The organism is Rhizobium sp. A22-96 (assembly GCF_053521805.1).
Window position 1 is genome coordinate 315,012 of record NZ_JBNWDQ010000008.1, and the last position, 20,400, is coordinate 335,411.

A 20,400-nucleotide genomic window follows, 5' to 3' on the forward strand; every position below is an offset into this window, starting at 1 on the left:
GCTATGCTGGCCGCGCGTGAAGACATTCGGGATTTCCTGCGCCGCGAGCCGGTGTCGGTCCTGGTCGAGGTGACCGGCGCTGCCGGCTCCACGCCGCGCGACACGGATGCCTGGATGCTGGTGTCTGAACGGGCGAGTTTCGCAACGATCGGTGGCGGGCAGCTCGAATATATGGCGATCGACCAGGCGCGGCGTGCATTGCGTTCCGGCCTTGCCGCGGAACCGATGAACGTGCCGCTCGGCCCGGAGATCGGTCAGTGCTGTGGCGGCCGGGTCGGCCTCGCCTTCACGGCGCTGAGCCCAGTCGTGGCGCGCCGCCTCATCACGCGCAGCGACCGCGAAATGGCTGCGCGGCCGCACGTCTATGTTTTCGGGGCAGGTCATGTCGGCGATGCGCTCGCCATGGCGCTCTCACTGGCGCCGCTGCGCGTCGTGCTGGTAGATACGCGCGAAGACGAACTGACCGCCTGCACCGTGCCGCGCATCGAGACCTGCCTGACGGCCATGCCGGAAGCGGTGGTGCGGGACGCGCCGGCCGGCAGCAGCTTCGTGATCCTGACCCACGATCACGCACTCGATTTCCTCATTGCCGCGGAAGCGCTGAGGCACCGGGATGCCGCCTATGTCGGCATGATCGGCTCCAAGACGAAGCGCGCCACCTTCCGCAACTGGCTGTCGCGCGAAGTCGGCCAACCCGATCTTTTCGATCACCTCGTGTGCCCGATCGGCGGAACTGCGGTGAAGGACAAACGTCCGGCTGTTATCGCCACGCTCGCCGCTGCCGAAATCATGACGGCAGCCCTGAGCTCGGCAGCAAATCGGACGAAGTCTGTCGCGGCAATCAGTCGGTAGGAACCGTGACTGCGGGTTCGTCCTGCAGCAGCTTACCGATGAGCCGCTGACAGCGCTCCGCCATGAAATCGATCATCAGCCGCACCTTCGGGTCCTGAAAACGCTTGTGCGGATAGATCGCGGCGAGCTGCACCGGGGCCGGTGGGCTATCCTTCAGGATCTCGACCAGGCGCCCTTCCCTAAGATAGGCCTTCACCTCGAACAGCGGCTTGTTGATGATGCCACGGCCTTCCAGCGCCCATTGCGTGAGCACGTCGCCGTCGTCGCTGTCATAGGGGCCGGCGACCTCGAATTTGCGTGGTCCTTCCGCCGTTACCAGTGTCCAGAAATACTCCTTCGAGCCGGGGTAACGCAGCAGAAGACATTCATGCTTGTCGGCAATCAATGCGTCGGCATTGGCCGGCACGCCGCGGCGCGCAAGATAGTCCGGCGAGGCGCAAAGCACGCGTTCGCAATTGAGGATGCCGCGCATGCGCAGGTTCGAATCCTCCAGCACGCCGAGCTTGAAGGCGACATCGACGCCTTCGGCGAGGATATCGACATTGTGATCCGACAAGCGGACGCGCACTTCGATATCCGGATACTTGTCGTGGAATTCCGGAATACCCGAGGCGATCAGCCGGCGGCCGATGCCGAGCGGCGCGGTGATCCTGAGCGAGCCTTTCGGGTTGCGCGAGAGGTCGGCAATCGCCCCCTCCGCCTCGTTCACGGCCTCGATGATCTTCACAGCTCCGTCATAGAAGACGCGGCCATGTTCCGTCGGCGACAGTTTGCGCGTCGTGCGGTTGAAGAGGCGCACGCCGAGATGGCGCTCGAGTTCCTTGATGCGATTGCTCGCAACCGCGGGCGTGACGCGTTGATCCCGCCCCGCTGCCGAAAGGGTTCCGAGTTCGACCACACGAACGAAGACACGCACATTATCAAGATAAGACATTGCTCCTTCTACCACATTAGCGTGCGGAACAAGCAGGGGTCATCTTATAGATTTTTTTGAAAGTGTTGCGGATTAAGCGGGATTTTCGCGAAAATCGAGAGATGGCAAACAGTCCCGTGAAGATCGGGAGGACTTTCCCTTGTACGAATACGCTATTGCCTGGGACTGGATAACATTTGCCGTCCGCTGGTTGCACGTCATCACCGCCATCGCCTGGATCGGCTCGTCATTCTATTTCGTGGCGCTGGACCTGGGCCTGAAGAAGCACGCCTCGCTGCCCCCGGGGGCTTACGGCGAAGAGTGGCAGGTTCACGGCGGGGGCTTTTACCATATCCAGAAATATCTGGTGGCACCTGCCAACATGCCGGACCACCTCGTCTGGTTCAAATGGGAGAGCTACGTCACCTGGCTTTCCGGCTTCGGCATGCTCTGTCTCGTCTATTACGCCGGCGCCGACCTCTACATGATCGACCCGGCCGTGCTTGATGTATCGAAGCCCGTGGCGATCGCCATTTCGTTAGGCACGATCGCCGGCGGTTGGATCATGTACGATCTCATCTGCAAGTCGCCCTTCGGCAATGACAATACGCGGTTGATGGTGGCGCTGTATTTCATTCTGGTCGCGGTCGCCTGGGGTTATACGCATCTCTTCACCGGCCGCGCCGCCTTTTTACATCTTGGCGCCTTCACCGCGACGATCATGTCGGCGAATGTGTTCTTCATCATCATCCCGAACCAGAAGATCGTTGTTGCCGATCTTCTGGCGGGCCGCACACCCGACGCAAAATACGGCAGGATTGCCAAGCAGCGCTCGACGCACAACAACTACCTGACGTTGCCCGTGCTGTTCCTGATGCTGTCGAACCATTATCCGCTGGCTTTCGGCACGCAGTTCAACTGGATCATCGCTTCGCTGGTCTTCCTGATGGGCGTCACGATCCGCCACTGGTTCAACACCCGCCACGCTGATGCCGGCAAGCCGACCTGGACCTGGCTGGTCACAGTCATCCTCTTCATCATCATCATGTGGCTTTCCACGGTGCCGAAGCTGCTGACCGGCGAAGCCGCCAACCCGAAGATCTCCGCTCTGCAGCAGCCCTTCATCACGGCGCAGGCCTTCCCGAAGGTCCGCGATACCGTGATGGGGCGTTGTTCCATGTGTCATGCCAAGGAACCGAGTTGGGAGGGTATTGTCGCTCCTCCCAAGGGTGTGGTGTTCGAAACGGACCGCGATATTGCCGCCCATGCCCGCGAGATCTACCTGCAGGCCGGCCGCAGCCATGCCATGCCGCCGGCCAACGCCTCGCACATAACCGACGAGGAGCGCCGCCTGCTCGTCTCCTGGTACGAAAGCACCATCAACGGGGAGAAGACCCAATGAACGAAATCTTGATCCGCGGCCGCGTGCTGACCTTCCTTGCCGAGCCGCAGGGCATCGATGATACCGCCTCCTATCGCTACCTCGAGGACGGTGCGGTTTTCGTGCGCAATGGCAAGGTCGTAGAAATCGGATCCTACGGCGATATGAGCAAACTGGCCGGCGGTAATGTCGAGGTTGCCGACCATCGCCCAAACCTCATCCTGCCAGGGTGTATCGACACGCATCTGCATTTCCCGCAGACGCAGGCGATCGCTTCCTACGGCGCGCAGCTGCTTGAATGGCTGAACACCTATATTTTCGTCGAGGAGCAGAAATTTGCCCGCGCCGCCCATGCGGCTGAGGTGGCGGACCGCTTCATGGACGAACTGATTTCGAACGGCACGACGACGGCCGTTGCCTATTGCTCGGTACATCCGGAAAGCGTCGATGCCTATTTCACCGCGGCCGAAGCGCGCGGCATGTGCATGATCGGCGGCAAGGTTATGATGGACCGTAACGCGCCGGACGCTTTGCGCGACACTCCGCAGCAGGGCTACGACGCGACCAAGCGGCTGATCGAGAAGTGGCATGGCCGCGGTCGCGCGCATTATGCCATCAGCCCGCGCTTTGCCATCACCTCGACGCCCGAGCAGATGGAGATGAGCCGGGCGCTCGTTGCCGAACATCCGACCTGCTATGTCCAGACGCATCTTTCCGAAAATCGCGACGAGGTGACCTTTGCCACCTCGCTTTATCCGGAAGCCAAGGACTACACGGATATTTATGCTCGCTACGACCTGCTCAACGAGCGCATGTTGCTCGGTCATTCCATTCATCTGAGCGATCGCGAAGTCGCTGTCTTTGCCGAAACCGGCGCTGTCGGCGTTTTCTGCCCGACGTCGAACCTTTTCCTCGGCTCGGGCCTGTTCGACGCCGCGCGGTTCGACAAGTTCGGCGCACGCTGGTCCGTCGCAACCGATGTCGGCGGCGGCACGAGCTTCTCCATGCTTGAGACCATGGACGAGGCTTACAAGGTACTTCATCTGCAGGGCCAGCGGTTGACACCGTTCAATTCGTTCTATCGCATGACCCTCGGCAATGCCCAGGCGCTTGGGCTGGAGCGGCAGATCGGTTCGCTGAAAGCCGGTGCAGATGCCGACATCGTCGTGCTCGATTCCAGCGCCAAGTCAGCGATGGAATTCCGCATGCGCACGACAACGTCGCTCGCCGAAGAACTCTTCATCCTGCAGACCATGGGCGACGACCGCTGCGTGGCCGAGGTCTATGTCGCCGGCAAGGCAATGAAGGCAAAACACAAGAAGCCTGAGGCTGCAGCGCACCGGCCGCTGGAAATCGCCTGATCATTTGACGCGATCCCGATGATCCGACAGGTCATCGGGATCGCGTCAATTACGCTCAGTTGGTTTGATCGGCAAGCGCGGCTAGAATGCGGCTCAGTTTGTGGACCGATGGTCAAGGAGCCGAAATCGACATGGTGGAATTCCGACGGGCAGAGCACGCCGACCTTGAGGCCATCGTCACACTGCTCGCACAGGATGATCTTGGAGCCGGGCGTGAGGATGCTAGCCTGCCGATTGCCGAACCCTATGAGAGAGCCTTTGCGGCGATCGACGCGGATCCGAACCAGTTCCTGGCTGTTGTGACGGAGGGCGGCAGTGTCATTGGCACATTACAAGTCACTATCATCCCGAATATCTCAAGAATGGGTGCCTTGCGCGGGCAGATCGAGGGCGTAAGGGTTGCGGCCACGCACCAGGGCCAGGGGATCGGCAAGCAGGCCTTTGAATGGGCATTTGAATATTGCCGTTCCAGGGGCTGCGTCCTGGTGCAATTGACGACAGACAAGACACGCCCTGCCGCGCACCAATTTTATGAAAAGCTTGGCTTTGTCGCGACGCATGTCGGCTTCAAGAAGGTGCTGTAGTTGTCGTTTTATAAAGGGCGCAGGCAAAGTTGGGTCTTTGCAGTGCACCCTTCCCCAATATGACGAGATCGCTCGCGCCTCGAAAGCGCGAGCCACTGTTTTGATAACTGCTTATAACGATCTTTGCCTTCAGACCGCTGCCGCCAGATCGCGTGTGAGCACGCGCTCTGACAGATCGGGCAGGCCGAGGTTCGACCGCAACGTCTCCCCGCTATAGTCGGTGCGATAGACGCCGCGTTCCTGCAGGAGCGGCACGACTTTCTCGACGAATTCGTCGAAACCGCCCGGCGTCAGATGCGGCGCGAACACAAATCCATCGGCGGCGTCTGCCTGCACATAGCGGTTGATTTCATTGGCGATATTGTCTGGCGTTCCGATGAAATGCTGCCGTGCCGTGACACGAATGGTCAGCTCGCGAATGCTGAGACGATCCCTGTCGGCAAGCTCGCGCCACAGCCGCGCCGTTTCCAGCCTGCTCTTGCTGTCCTGATTGTTGGCCCGCCCCTGGGCCACTCGCTCCTCGGAGACATCCGGTTCGATGTCCGGCAAAGGCCCATCAGCATCATAGTTAGACAGATCTCGGTTCCAGACCTGTTCCAGAAACACGATGGCATTCCGTGGGCTGACCTGCTGCAGGCGGATCGCCCTCAGCTTTTCCTGCGCGTCTTCCTCGGTATCGCCGATGATGAAATTGGCGCCGGGGAGGATTTTCAGGGCATCCGGGCTGCGGCCATATTTGGCGAGACGCTTTTTCACATCCGCATAGAAAGCCTGCCCAGCCTCGATCGAACCGTGCCGGGAATAGATGAGGTCAGCATGGCTTGCCGCCAGCTCCCTTCCCTCGTCGGAATCTCCCGCCTGCGCAATGATCGGGGCGCCTTGCGGCAAAGGCGCGAGCGCAGAGTGCCCGGCAATGTCGAAGTGTCTGGAGTTGAACGAAAACTCACCGCCGGCCCATATTTTCTGAGCAGCATCGATAAAGGCTCGCGCCCGTTCATAGCGCTCGGCATGGGGCAAATGATCCCCGCGCCGGAAGTTTGCGCCGGTGAAGGCGCCCGGCGATGTCACCACGTTCCAGCCGGAACGGCCGCCGGATAGTATATCCAATGTCGCCAGCTGCCGGGCGAGCGGATAAGGTTCGTTGAAGGTGGTCGTCAGCGTGCCGATCACGCCGACATGCTCGGTAATCGAGGCAATCGCTGTCAGGATCGCGAGTGTATTCGGCCGGCCGGCTACATCCAGCTCATGGAAGCGGCCCTTTTGCTCGCGGATGCGCAAACCCTCGGCCAGAAAGATGAAATCGAATTTGCCGCGCTCCACTGTCTCGGCAAAATGCCGGAACGATGAGAATTCGATCTGGCTTCCTGCCGCCGGGTCGCTCCAGACGGTGAAGTTGTTGACGCCTGGAAACTGGGCGCCGAGAATTACCTGCTTTTTGGTCATGATCGTTCCTCTAGGGCTCACGCGGCCGGGGCATATCTGTTGCCGGCAACCGGCAGGCCGAAACGGCTTCGCAGCGTGCCGCCGGCAACGTCGCGGATGAGAGACGCGGCTTTGAGAGCGGGAAGAAGCTCGCCCACGACGCGCTCCAATTGCTCCTTGGGATCGCTTAGGATCAGGCGGATACCGTGCACGCCCGATGCGGCAATGCCTTCGACCTGCGCGACGGTTTCAGCCAGCGGCTTTTTCTCCGCATCAATCCGGATATCGGCGATGAAGGCCTGTGCTTCGAGTGAAGTTGCACCGCGAATAGTCCCGATAGCGCCAGCAATATCGGCGGTATCCAAATTGAGGAAGGCGACATCGGCTGCCGCGGCAAGCGAAGGGTCGTCGCCCTTGCGGTAGGTCACGGCGACCACCGGCTTTCCCTGCGGCGGCCGCGGCGTGATCGATGGGCCAAGAACCCGAAATCCCGTGCTTTCGAAATCGATGTAATGCAGCTTGGAGCCATCCAGAAAGCGATGGCTCTCCTTGTCGCGGATCACGGTGCCATCCTCCCAACTGTCCCACAGACGCTCGATGACCTCGATGGCATCGCGTCCATCCTGCTGGAGCGCCGCAGCATCGGTGCCCGGAAAGCCATTGAGTGCGCCGATCGATTGCTTGGCCTTCGCGGCGCGGCCGCCACGATATTGCTGCGCCAATAGCCCTGCCCTACCTTCGCTGACGAAATCCAGCGTCGCGATTGCGGTCGAGATATGGAACGGTTCGAGGAAATTGACGGGAGCGCCTCCGATGATGCCGATGTTGCGGCTGCGCGGCGCCAACCAATTGGCAAGCAGGATCGCATCGAGCCCGTCGCCATCAGAGCTGGCAAAACTATCTTCCAGCGTCACAAATTCTGCATGATCGTCGATGCGCGTGATGAGGGCCGCCCAGAACTCGCGCCGGGCGTTGCTGCTGTCGGCGGTGTGGGCGGCTGCATCGAGCCCGATGCCGACCTGAAGTCCGCTTGGATGTGTCATATGAAAATCCTGTCTACTATCGCTAAGGGGTCGCGGCCCTCAGGCGGCGGTGGAGGTCTGTCGTGCTTCCAGGCGCGCGGTAATTTTCTGCTCCTGCCCGGCTTTCAACGCCGTCACGCGTGCAGTTGCCTCCTCAAAGGAGGTCGCGGGCGGATAGATGGGCGTCGATCCGGTCTGGCCGGCCTTCTCGCCGATATGTTTTTCGAAAGGCAGCGAACGATAGAAAGTGGGGTCCGCCGTCGTATCGAAAAGCGGGCGATATCCGAGCGATATATAAAGAGCCACCGCTTCCGGTTGGCGAAAGCCTGTCGAAAGATAGGTGCGCGTGTAGCCGAGCTGTGCCGCACTGTCTTCAAGGGCAAGGACGATCTGGCGGGCCAGCCCCTGGCGCCGCAGGTGCGGGTCCGTCCAGATGCGCTTCAGCTCCGCGGTTTCGTCGTCGTGGCTCATGAATGCCCCGCCTGCTATGGTCAGGCCATCGCGCTGCAGCAGGAGGAAGTCACCAAGCGGCGGGGAAAACAGCGCCATGGGATAGCGCATGATCTCGGTGCGCGCGCCGCCAGGGCGGCTGGCCGCGCCGTATCTCGCGTCATATTCGCTGACAAGCCCATCGATCAGCGGCTGGGCCGCCGGATCCAGCAGGGAGGATCGGACAATAATATCAGTCATGGATACGCCTCCAATAGAAGTTTGAAGGCTGTCCGGTGTGGCCTGTCGTCGGGTTTCCCCGAATGCGATGGTCTTCAAATTCCCGCTCAGCGCTTCGCACCCTCAGGATGCATGATCGCCACAGGGCTTCGCACGGCATGATCTTTTATTGTGCAGGCGATGATTGAAACATCGTTGCTCGATTTAATAATCTAGTAAAAATATAGATTAAATATCTTTGTAGCCGCCGATACGATCGGAGAGGATCCATGTCTTACGCCCTGAGCTTTCTCGACAAAAGCCCGATTGACGGGACGGAGCGCGCAGCGCAAGCCCTGCAGCGCACGCTGACGCTTGCCAAACGAGCCGAAGAGCTGGGCTATCGCCGCTTCTGGGTGGCCGAGCATCACAACACCTCCAAGCTCGCGAGTTCCTCCCCCGAAGTGCTGATCGGCTTTCTGCTCGCGCGTACGAACCGCATCAGCATCGGTTCCGGCGGCGTCATGCTTCAACATTATAGCGCCTACAAGGTCGCCGAAAATTTCAACCTGCTGTCTGCTCTCGCCCCGGGACGTGTCGACCTCGGTGTGGGCAAGGCGCCCGGCGGGCTCCCGCTTTCTACCCGTGCTTTGCAAGGCGCGCTCGACCCCGCACGCAAACCGCCGTTTGAGGCGCAATTAACCGAGCTCGACGGCTTTCTCCATCATGACAAGACCATTGACGCGAATGCCGATAGCCTCGCCGCCTTTCCGGCGCCGGACCAGCCGCCGGGTCGCTTTCTGCTCGGCGCGAGCCCTGAAAGCGGCAGATTGGCAGCCCGATTGGGTTGGCGGTTCGTCTATGCCGGGCACATCCACGGCGATGACGATGCGATTGAGCAATCGCTTACGGCCTATCGCGAGGCGGGTGGCAGCTCTGCTCTGCTGGCTGTCAGTGTCGTCACCGCGCAGACCGCCTCGCTTGCCGAAAGCCTCTTGGGCGACACACGCCGCTTCCGACTGGAAATCAAAGGCGGGCAGGGCGTCAATGTCGGCAGCCGCGAACAAGCGCTGGAATATGTCCGCCAGGCCGGAGCGACCGACTATCACATCGAAGAAAGAAGCCCGCGTCTCATCCGCGGAACACCGGCAGATGTCCATGCCGAGCTGCAGCGGCTGCACGGCAAATTCGGTGTCGATGAATTCGTCATCGACTGCTCGGTCTCGGACGGCGCTCACCGGCTGAAAACCATCGAACTTCTAGCCGACGCGCGCAGCGCCATTGCGGCGTGACGGGCGGGCGACGAACAGAGCTGAACGGCGCGCGAGCACCGTGACGATTTTTCAAGGAGATACACTTTCAATGCTTATTCGCAGACATTTTCTAAGCCTGACCGCAGCTATCGTCGCAATTTCGGCGACATCGGGCCTGTCCATCGCGCAGGATGCAAAACCGGTGAGCGGTGGCAAGCTGATATGGGGCGTCGAGACGGAGCCGGCCACGCTTAATCCGCAGCTGAACGGGCAGGACAAGACGAAGCTGCTGCTCCGCAATGCCTATGAATCGCTTCTGGCCCGCACCGCGGATGGCGGCTACGTTCCGTGGCTGGCGAGCGAATACAAGATCTCCGATGACGGCAAGACCTATACGTTCAGGCTGCGCGACAACGTGACCTTTACCGACGGGCAGAAATTCGATGCGCAGGCCGTCGTCACCAATTTCACGAAGCTCAAGGACGCCGCCTATTCCGGCAGCGTTAGCGCCGGGCCAGTGGCTCGCATCGTCGAGGCGAAGGCGCTCGATGATCACACGGTCTCCTTCACGCTGAACCAGGTCTATGCACCCTTTCTCGACTACGCCGCCAGCCTGGAGATCCTTTCGCCATCGGCCTTCGCATCCTCGCAGCTGAAATCCGGTGGCCCGGAAATCGCCGGCACCGGACCTTTCATCCTCAAGCGCTATGCCAAGGGACAGGAAATCCAGTTCGTGAAAAACGCCGCCTATAACTGGGCGCCCAAGACCGCTGCCCACCAGGGTGCGGCCTATCTGGATGAAGTGACCTATCGTTTCCTGCCTGAATCCGCTGTTCGCACCGGTGCTCTTACGTCTGGTCAGGTCGATGTGATCGAAGGTATCGCCGGCAATGATGCATCCTTGTTCAAGGATAGTCCGGATTTCAGCTACCAGACCGCTCTGAATACCGGCACGCCCTATTCGCTTTTCCTCAATGTTACCTGGGGACCGACCCAGGATATCAAGGTGCGCAAGGCGCTGATCGCCTCTATCGATGTCAATGCGGTCCTGAAAGCCGTCTATCGTGGCGAGCGCACCCGTGCCTGGGGCATCACCTCACCGATCGATCCGCAATTCTACGACAAAAGCATTGAGAGCGCCTACGGCCCCGATCCGAAAGCGGCAAATGCGCTGCTCGATGAAGCCGGCTGGACGGCACGCGATGCACAGGGTTTTCGCACCAAGGACGGCAAGCGGCTGACCATCGAGGTCATCCAGGCGCAGGCGACGGTGCGCGATCAACGCGATGTGCTGCTGCAGGGCCTTCAGGCACAGGCACGGCAGAATGCCGGTATCGATCTTGCCATCGTCTTCGTGGATGCAGGAACCTATACGGACCGACGCAAGACCGGCCAATTCGGCTCGATCGCCAATTCCAACACCCCGACGGACGCCATCGACATCGAGTATCACTATCTGCCTCTCGATAAGGGCGGCAGCATTAACTACAGCCGCGCTTTTGCGCCCGAATTGTCGCAATGGCTGAACGAAGCTGCTTCGACGCTCGACCAGAAGAAGCGCTTCGAACTTTATTCCAAACTGCAGCGCTTCGCCGTTCTCGACCAGGCCTATGCTCTGCCGCTCTACGAACCCGAGGATCAGGTGGCGGCGGCAAGCTATGTGAAGGGCATCGCCTTCCGTCCCTTCAAGCAGCTGCCGGAAGGCGCATACGACATCTGGCGCAGCGAATAAGCCCCGGCCAGCCGGTCCCGTGGCTAACGCCGCGGGGATAACGAAGGAGCAACGATCATGAGTGCTGACGATGCAACGGCCCTGGACGCGGCCCCTTCGTCGTGGCCGGCAGGCCGCCGCTATCGGCTGAGGCGTAACAGCCTCACATCGCAGGTTCTGACCCGGATTACGTCAGGCATCCTCGTTCTATGGGCCGCCGTAACGCTCAGTTTTGTCAGTCTCCATCTGGCGCCTGGCGATATTGTTAGCCTCTTGATCGGCGAGCAGTTGCGAACGCCCGAGGTGGAGGCCGCCATTCGTCTCGAATGGGGCTTGGACAAGCCGCTATTGAGCCAATACGTCACCTATCTCCTGCGCATCCTGCATGGCGATTTCGGGCGATCCTACATCCTGCAGACCGATGTCTCGGGTCTCGTCTTGTCACAGATGCTGCCGACGCTGAAACTCACGGCCGCCGCATTGGTCGTCGCGGTCGTCTTCGCCGTCGCCAGCGCCTTGCTCACAGCGGCCAAGCGCCTGCCGCGCAGCATTGCCGGCGGGCTTGAGCTCATCCTCATTTCCACGCCATCCTTCTGGCTTGGCATCGTGCTGCTGTTCGTCTTCTCCTTCACGCTAAAGCTTTTTCCGGTTGCCGGCGACCGGACGTTTTCGGCCTTGGTCCTGCCGGCTCTGTCGCTCGGCCTCTCGCTCGGAGCGGTTGTCGGACAGGTGCTGCGCGAAGGTCTTGAGCGGGCGCTGGAGGAGCCGTTCATGCTCACGGTTCGAAGCTGGGGGACACGAGATTTCGTCCTGAGGCTTCGCCACGGCCTGCGTCATGGCTCGCTGCCAGCCGTGACGCTCGCTGGCTGGCTCGTCGGCAATCTGTTGTCGGGTGCCGTGATTACCGAGGCCGTATTCGGCAGGCCGGGGTTGGGACGTATCACGGTCGATGCCGTGCTTTCACGCGACCTGCCCGTCGTCCTTGCCGTCGCCATCCTCTCCGCCTTTGTCTATGTGGCGCTTAGCACGCTCGTCGATGTGCTCTATCTGCTGCTCGACCCCCGCCTGCGCAATGACGGCGCGGAGGCAGGCCATTGAGCGTTTCCTCGACAAGCCCACAGGCGGATGCGAGCCGCTGGCGTCATGCCTTCGCTACGATAGCCGCCAGACCAAGCATTGCTTTCCCATCGATCTTTCTATTGGTGGTGGCGATCGCGACCATCTGGCCACAGATCCTGACTGCAGCCGACCCGATTGCCGCCGATCCCTTGCAAGCCCAGCTATCGCCCTCGATCGATCACTGGTTCGGCACGGATCATCTCGGGAGAGATGTATTTTCTCGCGTCGTGTACGGGGCGCGCTATTCGATCCTGATCGGCGTCAGCGCCGTTGCCATCGCGTCCATCGTCGGAGCCTTTCTTGGCCTGATCTCCGGCCTTGCGCGCGGTATCATCGACGAAGCCATCTCGCGTTTTCTTGATGTGATCTCGTCGTTTCCGGATCTGCTGCTGGCGCTGGTGCTGATCTCCTTTACCGGTCCCGGCACGGTCAACCTCATCTTTGCCCTTGGCGTTGCCTCGGTGCCGCGCTTCGCAAGGGTGGTGCGGGCGCAGACCTTTGTCATCGCCAAGAGCGGCTATGTCGAGCAGGCAAAGACATTCGGGCTCACACGAAATGTGCTGGTGATCCGCCATATCCTGCCGCATGCGCTGGCGCAGGTGCCTGTCCTTGCAACCATCGGCCTCGGCACGACCATCATCCAGGCCGCCGGTCTCAGTTTCCTCGGCATGGGGCCGCAACCTCCAGCCCCGGAATGGGGCGCGATGCTGGCGGAAGCGCGCAACTATCTGCGCGTCGCCTGGTGGATCGGGGTCTGGCCTGGCCTCGCGATTACGCTGACGGTGATTTCGATCAGCGTGCTTGGAAAGCGCTGGCAGCTTGCATACGAAGGCAGGAAGCAATCGTGACCCCTCTCCTCCATATCAGCAATCTCACCATCGGCTTCCCGCAAGGCCAACACGCAAATCGCGTCGTGCACGGCATCGACCTGACGATCCATAAAGGCGAAGCGGTCGCTCTCGTCGGAGAATCCGGTTCCGGCAAATCGGTGACGGCGCGTTCGATCATCGGCCTTGCGGGTGCGACGGCCCGCATCAGCGCCGACCGGTTCGACATCGACGGCGAAGACGTGCGCGATTTCAAGGAAGCGGACTGGCGACGCCTCCGGGGACGAAAGATAGGCTTCGTCCTTCAGGATGCGCTCGTCTCTCTCGATCCGCTTCGGCGCATCTCGCAGCAGCTCTCGGATGCCTTTGGCACTCGCGGCTTCTTCGGCCGCCCCAATCTGCGCGAAGACAGCCGTGCCTTGCTGGCGTCCGTCGGCATTCCCGATCCGGACCGCAGGCTCCCGCAATATCCGCATCAGCTTTCCGGCGGCCTGCGCCAGCGTGCCCTCATTGCAACAGCAATTGCCCGTCAACCATCGCTGCTGATCGCCGACGAGCCGACAACGGCGCTGGACGCGACGGTTCAAAAGCAGATACTCGATCTCCTGGCCGAACGCCGCCGAGCCGGCCATACGCTTCTCCTCATCAGCCACGATTTGGCAGTCGTCTCTCGTCTCGCCGATCGTGTGCTGGTCATGAACAATGGCCGCATTGTCGAAGAAGGGGCCACGGAACAGATACTGACCCGGCCACAACATCCCTATACGCAACAGCTGCTGGACGCTGTGCCATCAGCCAGTTCGAAAGGGTTTCGGCTCTCGCCGGCGACCGTCAAGAATTCGCGGGATGCACAAGTGCTGGCGGATGCCGAGGCCATCGAGCGGATACGGGTTCCGCTGCCGACGAAGACAATCGATCAGGAAAATCGCCTTCTGTCGGCCCACAATCTCGTCAAGCGCTATGGCGGATCGGGCGGCACCTATGCCGTCAACGATGTGACCTTCGATCTCGCATCGGGCGAGGCGCTCGGCATCGTCGGCGAGTCCGGCTCCGGCAAGACGACCGTTGCGAAGATCATTCTAAGCCTTGTGGAGCCGGATCAGGGAACGGTGCTCATCGACGACAGGCAGTGGAGCAATATTCCAGAGGCGGAACGTCGCCCCCGACGTGCCAGCATGCAGCTGATCGCGCAGGACGCGCTCAGCTCCTTTGATCCGCGCTATACGGTCGAGAAGATCGTCGGCGAGAGCCTTGATAGCATCGGGGTCTTCGGCACCGCCCGGCGCGACAGGGTGCTCGAGGTGCTGGATGCGGTTCGGCTCAGCGAGGCGTTTCTGAAGCGTCATCCACGCGAACTTTCCGGCGGCCAACGTCAGCGCGTCGCGATTGCCCGCGCCTTTGCGCCGCGCCCAAGGCTGCTGGTGGCGGACGAGCCCGTCAGCGCGCTCGATGTTTCGGTGCAGGCGCAGGTGCTCGATCTGCTCGCCGAACTTCAGGCGGCATCCGGCACATCGCTGCTGTTCATCTCCCACGATCTCGGCGTCGTGCATCATCTGACCGACCGTGTCCTGGTGATGAAGGATGGCCGGATCGTGGAGGCAGGCGACGTGCATAAGGTCTTCACCGCACCGCGTCACTCCTACACGCGCTCCCTGCTGGATGCCGTTCCGGCTCTGACCTGAAACGCAACTCACAATGCCGGCGGGTGCCGGATGCAGATCTCTAGACTCGCAAGGAAATCCGTCATGACGCTCAATCGTACCAGACGCCTGAAGACCCTGACCGGAGCAGGCAGTGTCGTTGCCGCATCGAATGATGCAAGCCCGGTGACGGGCATCAAACGGGCCGTCGAATTGGCCCGCAAGGCCGAGGCCGAAAAGATTACCGGCCTGTTCACGGCTGACCTTCTCCACATCGATCCGGCGGGGCTTGCGGGGACGGCGGGCATTCAGGAACCGATCATTGCGCTTGCTGCGCTCAGCCAGGTGACATCGCAGATCGGCCTGATCGCCACCGTTTCTACCACCTTTCATTACCCCTACAATCTCGCGCGCCAGATCGGCACGCTCGATCACGCAAGCGGCGGACGCGCCGGTTGGAATGCCGTGACCTCTTCCGTCGGCGAGGAGAATTTCGGCGAGACATTGCCAAGCCCGGAAGAACGCTACGAGCGCGCGGCCGAATTCATCGAGATCGTCAACGCGCTCTATGACGCCAACGAGCGCGATGCCGCTACCCGCAAAGCCTCCGGAGCGGTCAGCATCGACCCGGCGAAGTTCCACCCGATCAATTATCGCGGCAAGCATTTCAGCGTCGAAGGACCGCTCAACGTGCCGCCATTGCCGCAGGGACGCCCGGTCCAGTTTCAGGCCGGACAGTCCGAAGCAGGCGTGACGGTCGGTGCGCGATATGCCGAAGTGGTCTATACGTCGCAGCCGAAGCTCGAGGACGCCATTGCCTTCGCAACGGAGTTGCGCCGCCGTGCAACCAGCTTCGGGCGCGCAAGCGGCCTTCCATTCATCATGAACTCCTTCCATTCGGTGATCGGCGAATCCGATGCCGACGTGGCAAGGCGCCTGAAGGAAAAGCAAGAGCGGATCGACTACGAACAGGGCCGCCTGAAACTGGCTGACATGCTCGGCGGCAATCTCAACCTCTCCGAGTTGCCGCTCGACAAGCCGTTGCCGGAAACATTGTTACCGGAAGTCACCAGCATCAATCGCCGGCGCGGTCGCGTGGAGATTTTCCGTCGCTATGCCCGCGATGGTCTGACGCTGCGGGAATTGATCATTCAGGCGCAGGAAACCGGTCACTGGTCGGTGGCCGGCACACCGGAACAGCTTGCGGATGCCATTGAAGAGCGTGTCCGCGCCGGCGTTCTGGACGTGCTGTCCCTGCATGGATTGGGCAATCCGGATCAGGAGGATTTGCTTATCAACGGATTGCTGCCCGAGCTGCGCCGCCGCTCGATCATCGATACGGATTATGTCGGAGATGACTTCCGCTCGAATCTGGAGCTGCCGCCCTATGTCGCTGCGAAAGGGACCATACCCGCAGCGAGACATGGCTAAGGCTGCTGATGACATTGAATGTCTGCCCCGACGCCGGGGCAGATAGCCGGCATAGCTTCGAACTTGCTGTTCAGACGACAGCCGCCGCGGCAAACCCGCGCTCAAGGTCGGCAATGAGATCGCTCACATCTTCAAGCCCGATTTGCAGGCGGATGAGCGGCCCTTCCTCAGGTGGCTGGACTACGCGCCGATCGCTGAGATCGACCACCAGCGCCAGGCTCTGAAACCCACCCCAGGAATAGCCGAGGCCGAAGAGCGAGAGAGCATCGAGAAATCTCTCAGCCCTCGGCGCAAAATCCGGCTTTCGATCTGTGGCAAGGACGAAGGAGAAGACACCGCCGGCGCCCTTGAAGTCGCGTTTCCAGATATCGTGGCCCGGAAAGCTGCTGAGAGCCGGATGAAGGACGCGGGCGACGTCATCCCGTGCCTCGAGCCACTTCGCCACCGCCAGAGCATTTGCCTGATGCCGCTCCAGCCGGACACCCATGGTGCGCAAGCCGCGCAGAACCTGATAGGCGTCGTCGGGCGTGCCGCAAAAGCCGAGCGCGCCGTTAGCCTGCCGCAGCGCGCGCCAATGTTTGGCGTTGGCGGAGATCGTACCCATCAGGATATCGGCGTGACCGGCCGGATATTTTGTCGAAGCCTGGATGGATACATCGACACCGAAATCCAGCGGCTTGAAATAGAGCGGAGTCGCCCAGGTATTGTCCATGGTCACGACTGCTTCATGCCGATGCGCCACTTCTGCGATCGCTGGAATATCCTGGATTTCGAAAGTATTCGAACCCGGCGCCTCGGTGTGAACCAGCTTCGTGTTCGGGCGGAAGAGCGCCTCGATCTCCGCGCCGGCCGCCGGATCGTAATAGTCGATCTCAATGCCGAACCGCGCCAGCATCGTATCGCAGAATTGCCTGACGTTGCCGTAGACGGAATCGACGATCAGCGCGTGATCGCCGGGCGAGAGATAGGCCAGCAGCGCGACGGTAACCGCCGCAAGACCGGAGGGAACCAGCACCGTGCCGGCGGCACCTTCCAATTCATTGACGGCGTTGCAGAGCGCATCCGTGGTCGGCGTGCCCCGCGTTGCGTAGGTGTACTTCTGCCCATGCTGTTCCATCGTCTGCGTGTCGGGGAAGAGAACGGTTGAGGCGTGAACCTTGGGTGGGTTGATGAAGCCATGATAGTCGAATGGATCGTAGCCGGCTCGCACGAGTTGGGTATTGGGGCCAAGCGGGTTCAGGCGAACGTCTGAATTGCTCATCAAACCTGCTCCGCTTCTGCCGCCAGATATCGTTCACCGGTGTCGGGCAGAACCGCGACGATGACCTTGCCGGCGTTTTCCGGACGCGCGGCCAGCTTGGTCGCCACCCACAATACGGCGCCCGACGAGGTTCCGGCAAATATGCCCTCCTCGGCCGCCAGCGCTCTCGCTGTCTTGCGCGCGTCAGCCGTGTTGAGCGCGATCACCTCATCGGCAATCGTCGTGTCGAAGTTGCGCGGCAATTGCTCGGGCGGCACCTCGCTCACCTTGTGCACGCCGTCGATTTCGTCCGGATAGGGATTTTCTTCCGTCGGCAGGGATTCCTCTGCCGGTTCGGCGATGACGATCTTCAGATCCGGTTTCCTGGATCTGAGAAACTTGCCGGCCCCCGAAATGGTGCCACCAGTGCCGACGCCGCCAACGAAGATATCGATAGTGCCTTCGGTATCTCGCCAGATCTCGGGGCCTGTCGTATCGAAATGCGTGCGCGGATTTGCCGGATTGGCGAGCTGATCGGTGAAGAAAGCCGTTGGGTTCTCTTCCTGTACGCGCGCCGTGATCTTGTCGAGCGCCTCCGGATCGAGGAAGAACTCGTTTTTCACCGTGACGATTTCAGCGCCGAAGAAGCGGAGCAGCTTGATCTTGTCGGGGCTGATATTGTCGCTCAGATAGAATTTCGTCTGGTAGCCCCGGGATGCGGCGACGGCCGCGATGCCAATGCCGGTATTGCCGCTCGTCACATCGACAAGCAGATCGCCCGGCCGGATCTTTCCCCTCTCTTCGGCATCCTTGATGATGCCCCAGGCGATGCGATCCTTCACGCTGCCGGCGGGATTGAAATATTCGATCTTTGCCAGGATGCGAGCGTCAAGCCTCCTGTTCCTGCGATAGTTATGCAGCTCCAGCAGAGGCGTGTTCCCGATGAGGTCCGTGAAGCTGTTATATATTCTTGTCACTCAACACTCCTGTTGATGAATGGGCGCATAGGAGAAGAGGTTTGGCGGGCATTGCTGCGACGGCGAGCGGGTACTTTCAGCCGCCGCAGACGGCGTACAGCAGCAGAATAAAGGACACGAGCACCATGAAGGCTGCGAACAGATGCTGGAGCATCTGCCAAATGCGCCAGCGCGTCGGCAAGGTCGGACGGGTTGCAAGTGAGGCCAGATAGAGGACAGTATCCATGAAAGCTCCTGATGCCAGCGCCCGCCCTTCCCCGGTACCTGAACGGCTGCGGCAAGGCGGCTCTATTATTCATGAGCATAATATTGTCTATAAAATTAGTGGATTAAAGAAACGATTTTCCGCTGATGCGTGTGGCATCGGCAAAATGCATTTCTTCGCAAGCGTCGAATCGAATGCGCTCGCGACGAGCGAGGGAGCGGCCTGTTTGCTCCGGCATCCGTAATAACGGATAGATTTCTGCAATAATGAGGATAATCGACAACCCAACAGAGTTGCATCTATTCTATTGGAGGAAAGAATATTAAAACAATTTTTCGCATTGAAAGCGAAAATTAGTTGTCATACCTCAATTCTCATTGAAAGCCGGAATGCGGCTGAGCTCGGGAGATGGCGACGATGAACCCTGCAATGAACATGATGCCGATGATGAACTCCATGATGAATGGCATGTCGATGATGAACCCCATGATGGGTGGTATGCCCATGATGAACCCAATGATGGGCGGCATGCCTATGATGAACCCCATGATGGGTGGCATGCCGATGATGGGCCAGATGCCGATGATGAACCCCATGATGATGCCAATGATGCAGATGATGATGGGCAAGATGACCTGCAAGATGACGCCGAAGGGCATGGTCTGCGAAATGATGCCCATGGAAGGCATGGACAAGGACATGTTCATGGAATGCTGCAAGCGCATGATGTCCATGCTGTCGTCGGGCATGCCCATGATGATGATGTGCGGCAACATGATGATGTGCTGCACGATGGAAGCGGCCTGATCCCGCTTCCTATTGTTGACCGGAACAACAATCAGTCTTTCCGGTCACTTCGGCCGCCCTTAGGGCGGCCTTTTCATTGAAACTGCCAAGCACTCAGCCGCGAACTTCCTCGACATAGGTGGTAACGAGGTAGAGCACGGCTTCGCTCGCGGTCATATTGCGATAGCTGTGGGCCACATCGGCTTCGAATATGACGGCATCGCCTTCGCCGAGGATCTGTGCGGCGTGCCGGCCGGCGACGATCTCGACCGTTCCGCGCGAGACGACCAGATTTTCGATCGTGCCGGGCCGATGCGCCTCGGCGATCTCGGTGTGATGCGGCGCGATGCGCAATTCATAGAACTCGACCTTGCGTTCGCTCTCATAGGGAAAAAGCGCCCGTGTCTGGAACCGTCCTTCCGAGGCGGACAGGACCTTGGCTTTCGCGTGGGTGAGCACCTGGAGAGTGGTTTCTTGCGGCTCGGCAATCAGCGAACCGCAGGACACGTCAAGCGCTGCGGCGATCTTCCAGAGGATGGCAATAGTCGGGCTGCTCTTGCCGGTTTCGATCTGGCCGAGCATGGCGCGGCTGACACCGGATATCTTGGCCAGCCGATCGAGCGAGTAACCGCGGCGCGTCCGCAGACGGCGCAGGTTCTGGCCTGTCAGTGTCGAGATTTCGTCGATTGTCTCCGCCCTGGAGACCAGATGTAACGGCCCGCCAGCGTCAAGCGCCATAATTCAGATGGCCGAATGGCACGACGGGAATGAAACCTACGAAGGGTACCCACATCAGGAAAGGCTGAACCGGCCACACGGAATTCGAGGGCGACGTTGCGACAGAATCCCTGCCGCGGGCATCGCGGTAGGCCTGAAAATCAATGACATTGGCAGCCTGGCTAGACATTCTGGCTCCTGCAGGTTCGATATTCTAAATCTAGTTTTCCAGTCGACTATTTTGGAGAGACCAGCGCCCAAACTTCGCAACTGCGGAGGAATGTTTTTGCCGCGTGAGGGCTTGGCAACGA

The 20,400-nt window shown here is 60.4% G+C and carries 21 protein-coding genes; 11 read left to right on the plus strand and 10 right to left on the minus strand.

What is annotated here, in order from left to right:
- The first annotated feature begins 3 nt into the window (after positions 1-3).
- Positions 4-852 (plus strand): xanthine dehydrogenase accessory protein XdhC, encoded by an 849-nt coding sequence (gene xdhC, locus ACQZ6F_RS30985; protein WP_449095017.1) that lies wholly within the window; start codon positions 4-6, stop codon positions 850-852.
- On the opposite strand, the gene ACQZ6F_RS30990 is transcribed toward xdhC, so the two are convergent.
- Positions 842-1,786: a LysR family transcriptional regulator gene (locus ACQZ6F_RS30990; RefSeq protein WP_449095018.1), complete on the minus strand. Its 945-nt coding sequence runs from the start codon at positions 1,784-1,786 to the stop codon at positions 842-844. The two genes, xdhC and ACQZ6F_RS30990, sit on opposite strands and share 11 nt — an antisense overlap.
- Before the next feature lie 139 nt (positions 1,787-1,925).
- On the opposite strand from ACQZ6F_RS30990, the gene ACQZ6F_RS30995 reads away from it, so the two are divergent.
- The 3 genes from ACQZ6F_RS30995 to ACQZ6F_RS31005 all read left to right on the plus strand — a co-directional run bounded on the left by ACQZ6F_RS30995 (position 1,926) and on the right by ACQZ6F_RS31005 (position 5,091).
- The gene (locus tag ACQZ6F_RS30995) at positions 1,926-3,167 is read left to right on the plus strand and encodes a urate hydroxylase PuuD (protein WP_077470647.1); all 1,242 of its coding nucleotides are present in this window, start codon (positions 1,926-1,928) and stop codon (positions 3,165-3,167) included.
- Positions 3,164-4,507, plus strand: a complete 1,344-nt coding sequence (guaD, locus tag ACQZ6F_RS31000) for a guanine deaminase (protein WP_449095019.1) — start codon at positions 3,164-3,166, stop codon at positions 4,505-4,507. The genes ACQZ6F_RS30995 and guaD overlap by 4 nt, the downstream gene beginning before the upstream one ends.
- Before the next feature lie 131 nt (positions 4,508-4,638).
- A complete protein-coding gene (locus ACQZ6F_RS31005) occupies positions 4,639-5,091 on the plus strand; it encodes an N-acetyltransferase family protein (RefSeq protein WP_449095020.1) in 453 nt (150 codons plus the stop codon).
- A gap of 129 nt (positions 5,092-5,220) precedes the next feature.
- Here the strand turns inward: ACQZ6F_RS31005 and ACQZ6F_RS31010 are convergent, their stop codons facing one another.
- The 3 genes from ACQZ6F_RS31010 to ACQZ6F_RS31020 are packed head-to-tail and all read right to left on the minus strand — an operon-like array spanning position 5,221 to position 8,225.
- Complete coding sequence (locus ACQZ6F_RS31010; protein WP_449095021.1) at positions 5,221-6,534, minus strand: LLM class flavin-dependent oxidoreductase; 1,314 nt, start codon at positions 6,532-6,534, stop codon at positions 5,221-5,223.
- 17 nt (positions 6,535-6,551) lie between these two features.
- Positions 6,552-7,556, minus strand: coding sequence for an LLM class flavin-dependent oxidoreductase (locus ACQZ6F_RS31015; protein ID WP_449095022.1), 1,005 nt, complete (start codon positions 7,554-7,556; stop codon positions 6,552-6,554).
- A gap of 39 nt (positions 7,557-7,595) precedes the next feature.
- The gene (locus ACQZ6F_RS31020) at positions 7,596-8,225 is read right to left on the minus strand and encodes a GNAT family N-acetyltransferase (protein WP_449095023.1); all 630 of its coding nucleotides are present in this window, start codon (positions 8,223-8,225) and stop codon (positions 7,596-7,598) included.
- Between the two features lie 248 nt (positions 8,226-8,473).
- Here ACQZ6F_RS31020 and ACQZ6F_RS31025 point away from each other — a divergent pair, with 248 nt between their 5' ends.
- From ACQZ6F_RS31025 to ACQZ6F_RS31050, 6 genes are all read left to right on the plus strand, one after another.
- Positions 8,474-9,475 (plus strand): LLM class flavin-dependent oxidoreductase, encoded by a 1,002-nt coding sequence (locus ACQZ6F_RS31025; RefSeq protein WP_449095024.1) that lies wholly within the window; start codon positions 8,474-8,476, stop codon positions 9,473-9,475.
- 70 nt (positions 9,476-9,545) lie between these two features.
- Complete coding sequence (locus ACQZ6F_RS31030; RefSeq protein WP_449095025.1) at positions 9,546-11,168, plus strand: ABC transporter substrate-binding protein; 1,623 nt, start codon at positions 9,546-9,548, stop codon at positions 11,166-11,168.
- Positions 11,169-11,225: 57 nt separating this feature from the next.
- Positions 11,226-12,245 (plus strand): ABC transporter permease, encoded by a 1,020-nt coding sequence (locus ACQZ6F_RS31035; RefSeq protein ID WP_449095026.1) that lies wholly within the window; start codon positions 11,226-11,228, stop codon positions 12,243-12,245.
- Positions 12,242-13,114 carry an ABC transporter permease gene (locus ACQZ6F_RS31040; protein WP_449095027.1) on the plus strand — a complete coding sequence of 291 codons (873 nt, stop codon included), beginning with the start codon at positions 12,242-12,244 and terminating at the stop codon, positions 13,112-13,114. The genes ACQZ6F_RS31035 and ACQZ6F_RS31040 overlap by 4 nt, the downstream gene beginning before the upstream one ends.
- Entirely contained in the window at positions 13,111-14,775 is a 1,665-nt protein-coding gene (locus ACQZ6F_RS31045; protein WP_449095028.1) for a dipeptide ABC transporter ATP-binding protein, read from the plus strand. The genes ACQZ6F_RS31040 and ACQZ6F_RS31045 overlap by 4 nt, the downstream gene beginning before the upstream one ends.
- 63 nt (positions 14,776-14,838) lie before the next feature.
- On the plus strand, positions 14,839-16,164 hold the full coding sequence (locus ACQZ6F_RS31050; protein WP_449095029.1) for an NtaA/DmoA family FMN-dependent monooxygenase: 1,326 nt from the start codon (positions 14,839-14,841) through the stop codon (positions 16,162-16,164).
- 70 nt (positions 16,165-16,234) lie between these two features.
- Here the strand turns inward: ACQZ6F_RS31050 and ACQZ6F_RS31055 are convergent, their stop codons facing one another.
- From ACQZ6F_RS31055 to ACQZ6F_RS31065, 3 genes are all read right to left on the minus strand, one after another.
- Positions 16,235-17,425 (minus strand): cystathionine beta-lyase, encoded by a 1,191-nt coding sequence (locus ACQZ6F_RS31055; protein ID WP_449095030.1) that lies wholly within the window; start codon positions 17,423-17,425, stop codon positions 16,235-16,237.
- Positions 17,425-18,381 carry a PLP-dependent cysteine synthase family protein gene (locus ACQZ6F_RS31060; RefSeq protein WP_449095031.1) on the minus strand — a complete coding sequence of 319 codons (957 nt, stop codon included), beginning with the start codon at positions 18,379-18,381 and terminating at the stop codon, positions 17,425-17,427. Before ACQZ6F_RS31060 ends, ACQZ6F_RS31055 begins: the two co-directional genes overlap by 1 nt.
- Before the next feature lie 76 nt (positions 18,382-18,457).
- Positions 18,458-18,607 carry a hypothetical protein gene (locus ACQZ6F_RS31065; RefSeq protein WP_169055393.1) on the minus strand — a complete coding sequence of 50 codons (150 nt, stop codon included), beginning with the start codon at positions 18,605-18,607 and terminating at the stop codon, positions 18,458-18,460.
- On the opposite strand from ACQZ6F_RS31065, the gene ACQZ6F_RS31070 reads away from it, so the two are divergent.
- On the plus strand, positions 18,606-18,830 hold the full coding sequence (locus ACQZ6F_RS31070; protein ID WP_449095032.1) for a hypothetical protein: 225 nt from the start codon (positions 18,606-18,608) through the stop codon (positions 18,828-18,830). The two genes, ACQZ6F_RS31065 and ACQZ6F_RS31070, sit on opposite strands and share 2 nt — an antisense overlap.
- A 130-nt stretch (positions 18,831-18,960) precedes the next feature.
- Here ACQZ6F_RS31070 and ACQZ6F_RS31075 read toward each other — a convergent pair whose 3' ends face one another.
- From ACQZ6F_RS31075 to ACQZ6F_RS31085, 3 genes are all read right to left on the minus strand, one after another.
- The gene (locus ACQZ6F_RS31075; protein ID WP_449096348.1) at positions 18,961-19,377 is read right to left on the minus strand and encodes a hypothetical protein; all 417 of its coding nucleotides are present in this window, start codon (positions 19,375-19,377) and stop codon (positions 18,961-18,963) included.
- A gap of 109 nt (positions 19,378-19,486) precedes the next feature.
- The gene (locus ACQZ6F_RS31080) at positions 19,487-20,110 is read right to left on the minus strand and encodes a helix-turn-helix domain-containing protein (protein ID WP_449095034.1); all 624 of its coding nucleotides are present in this window, start codon (positions 20,108-20,110) and stop codon (positions 19,487-19,489) included.
- Positions 20,100-20,279, minus strand: coding sequence for a hypothetical protein (locus ACQZ6F_RS31085; protein ID WP_449095035.1), 180 nt, complete (start codon positions 20,277-20,279; stop codon positions 20,100-20,102). The genes ACQZ6F_RS31080 and ACQZ6F_RS31085 overlap by 11 nt, the downstream gene beginning before the upstream one ends.
- Positions 20,280-20,400 lie beyond the last annotated feature (121 nt).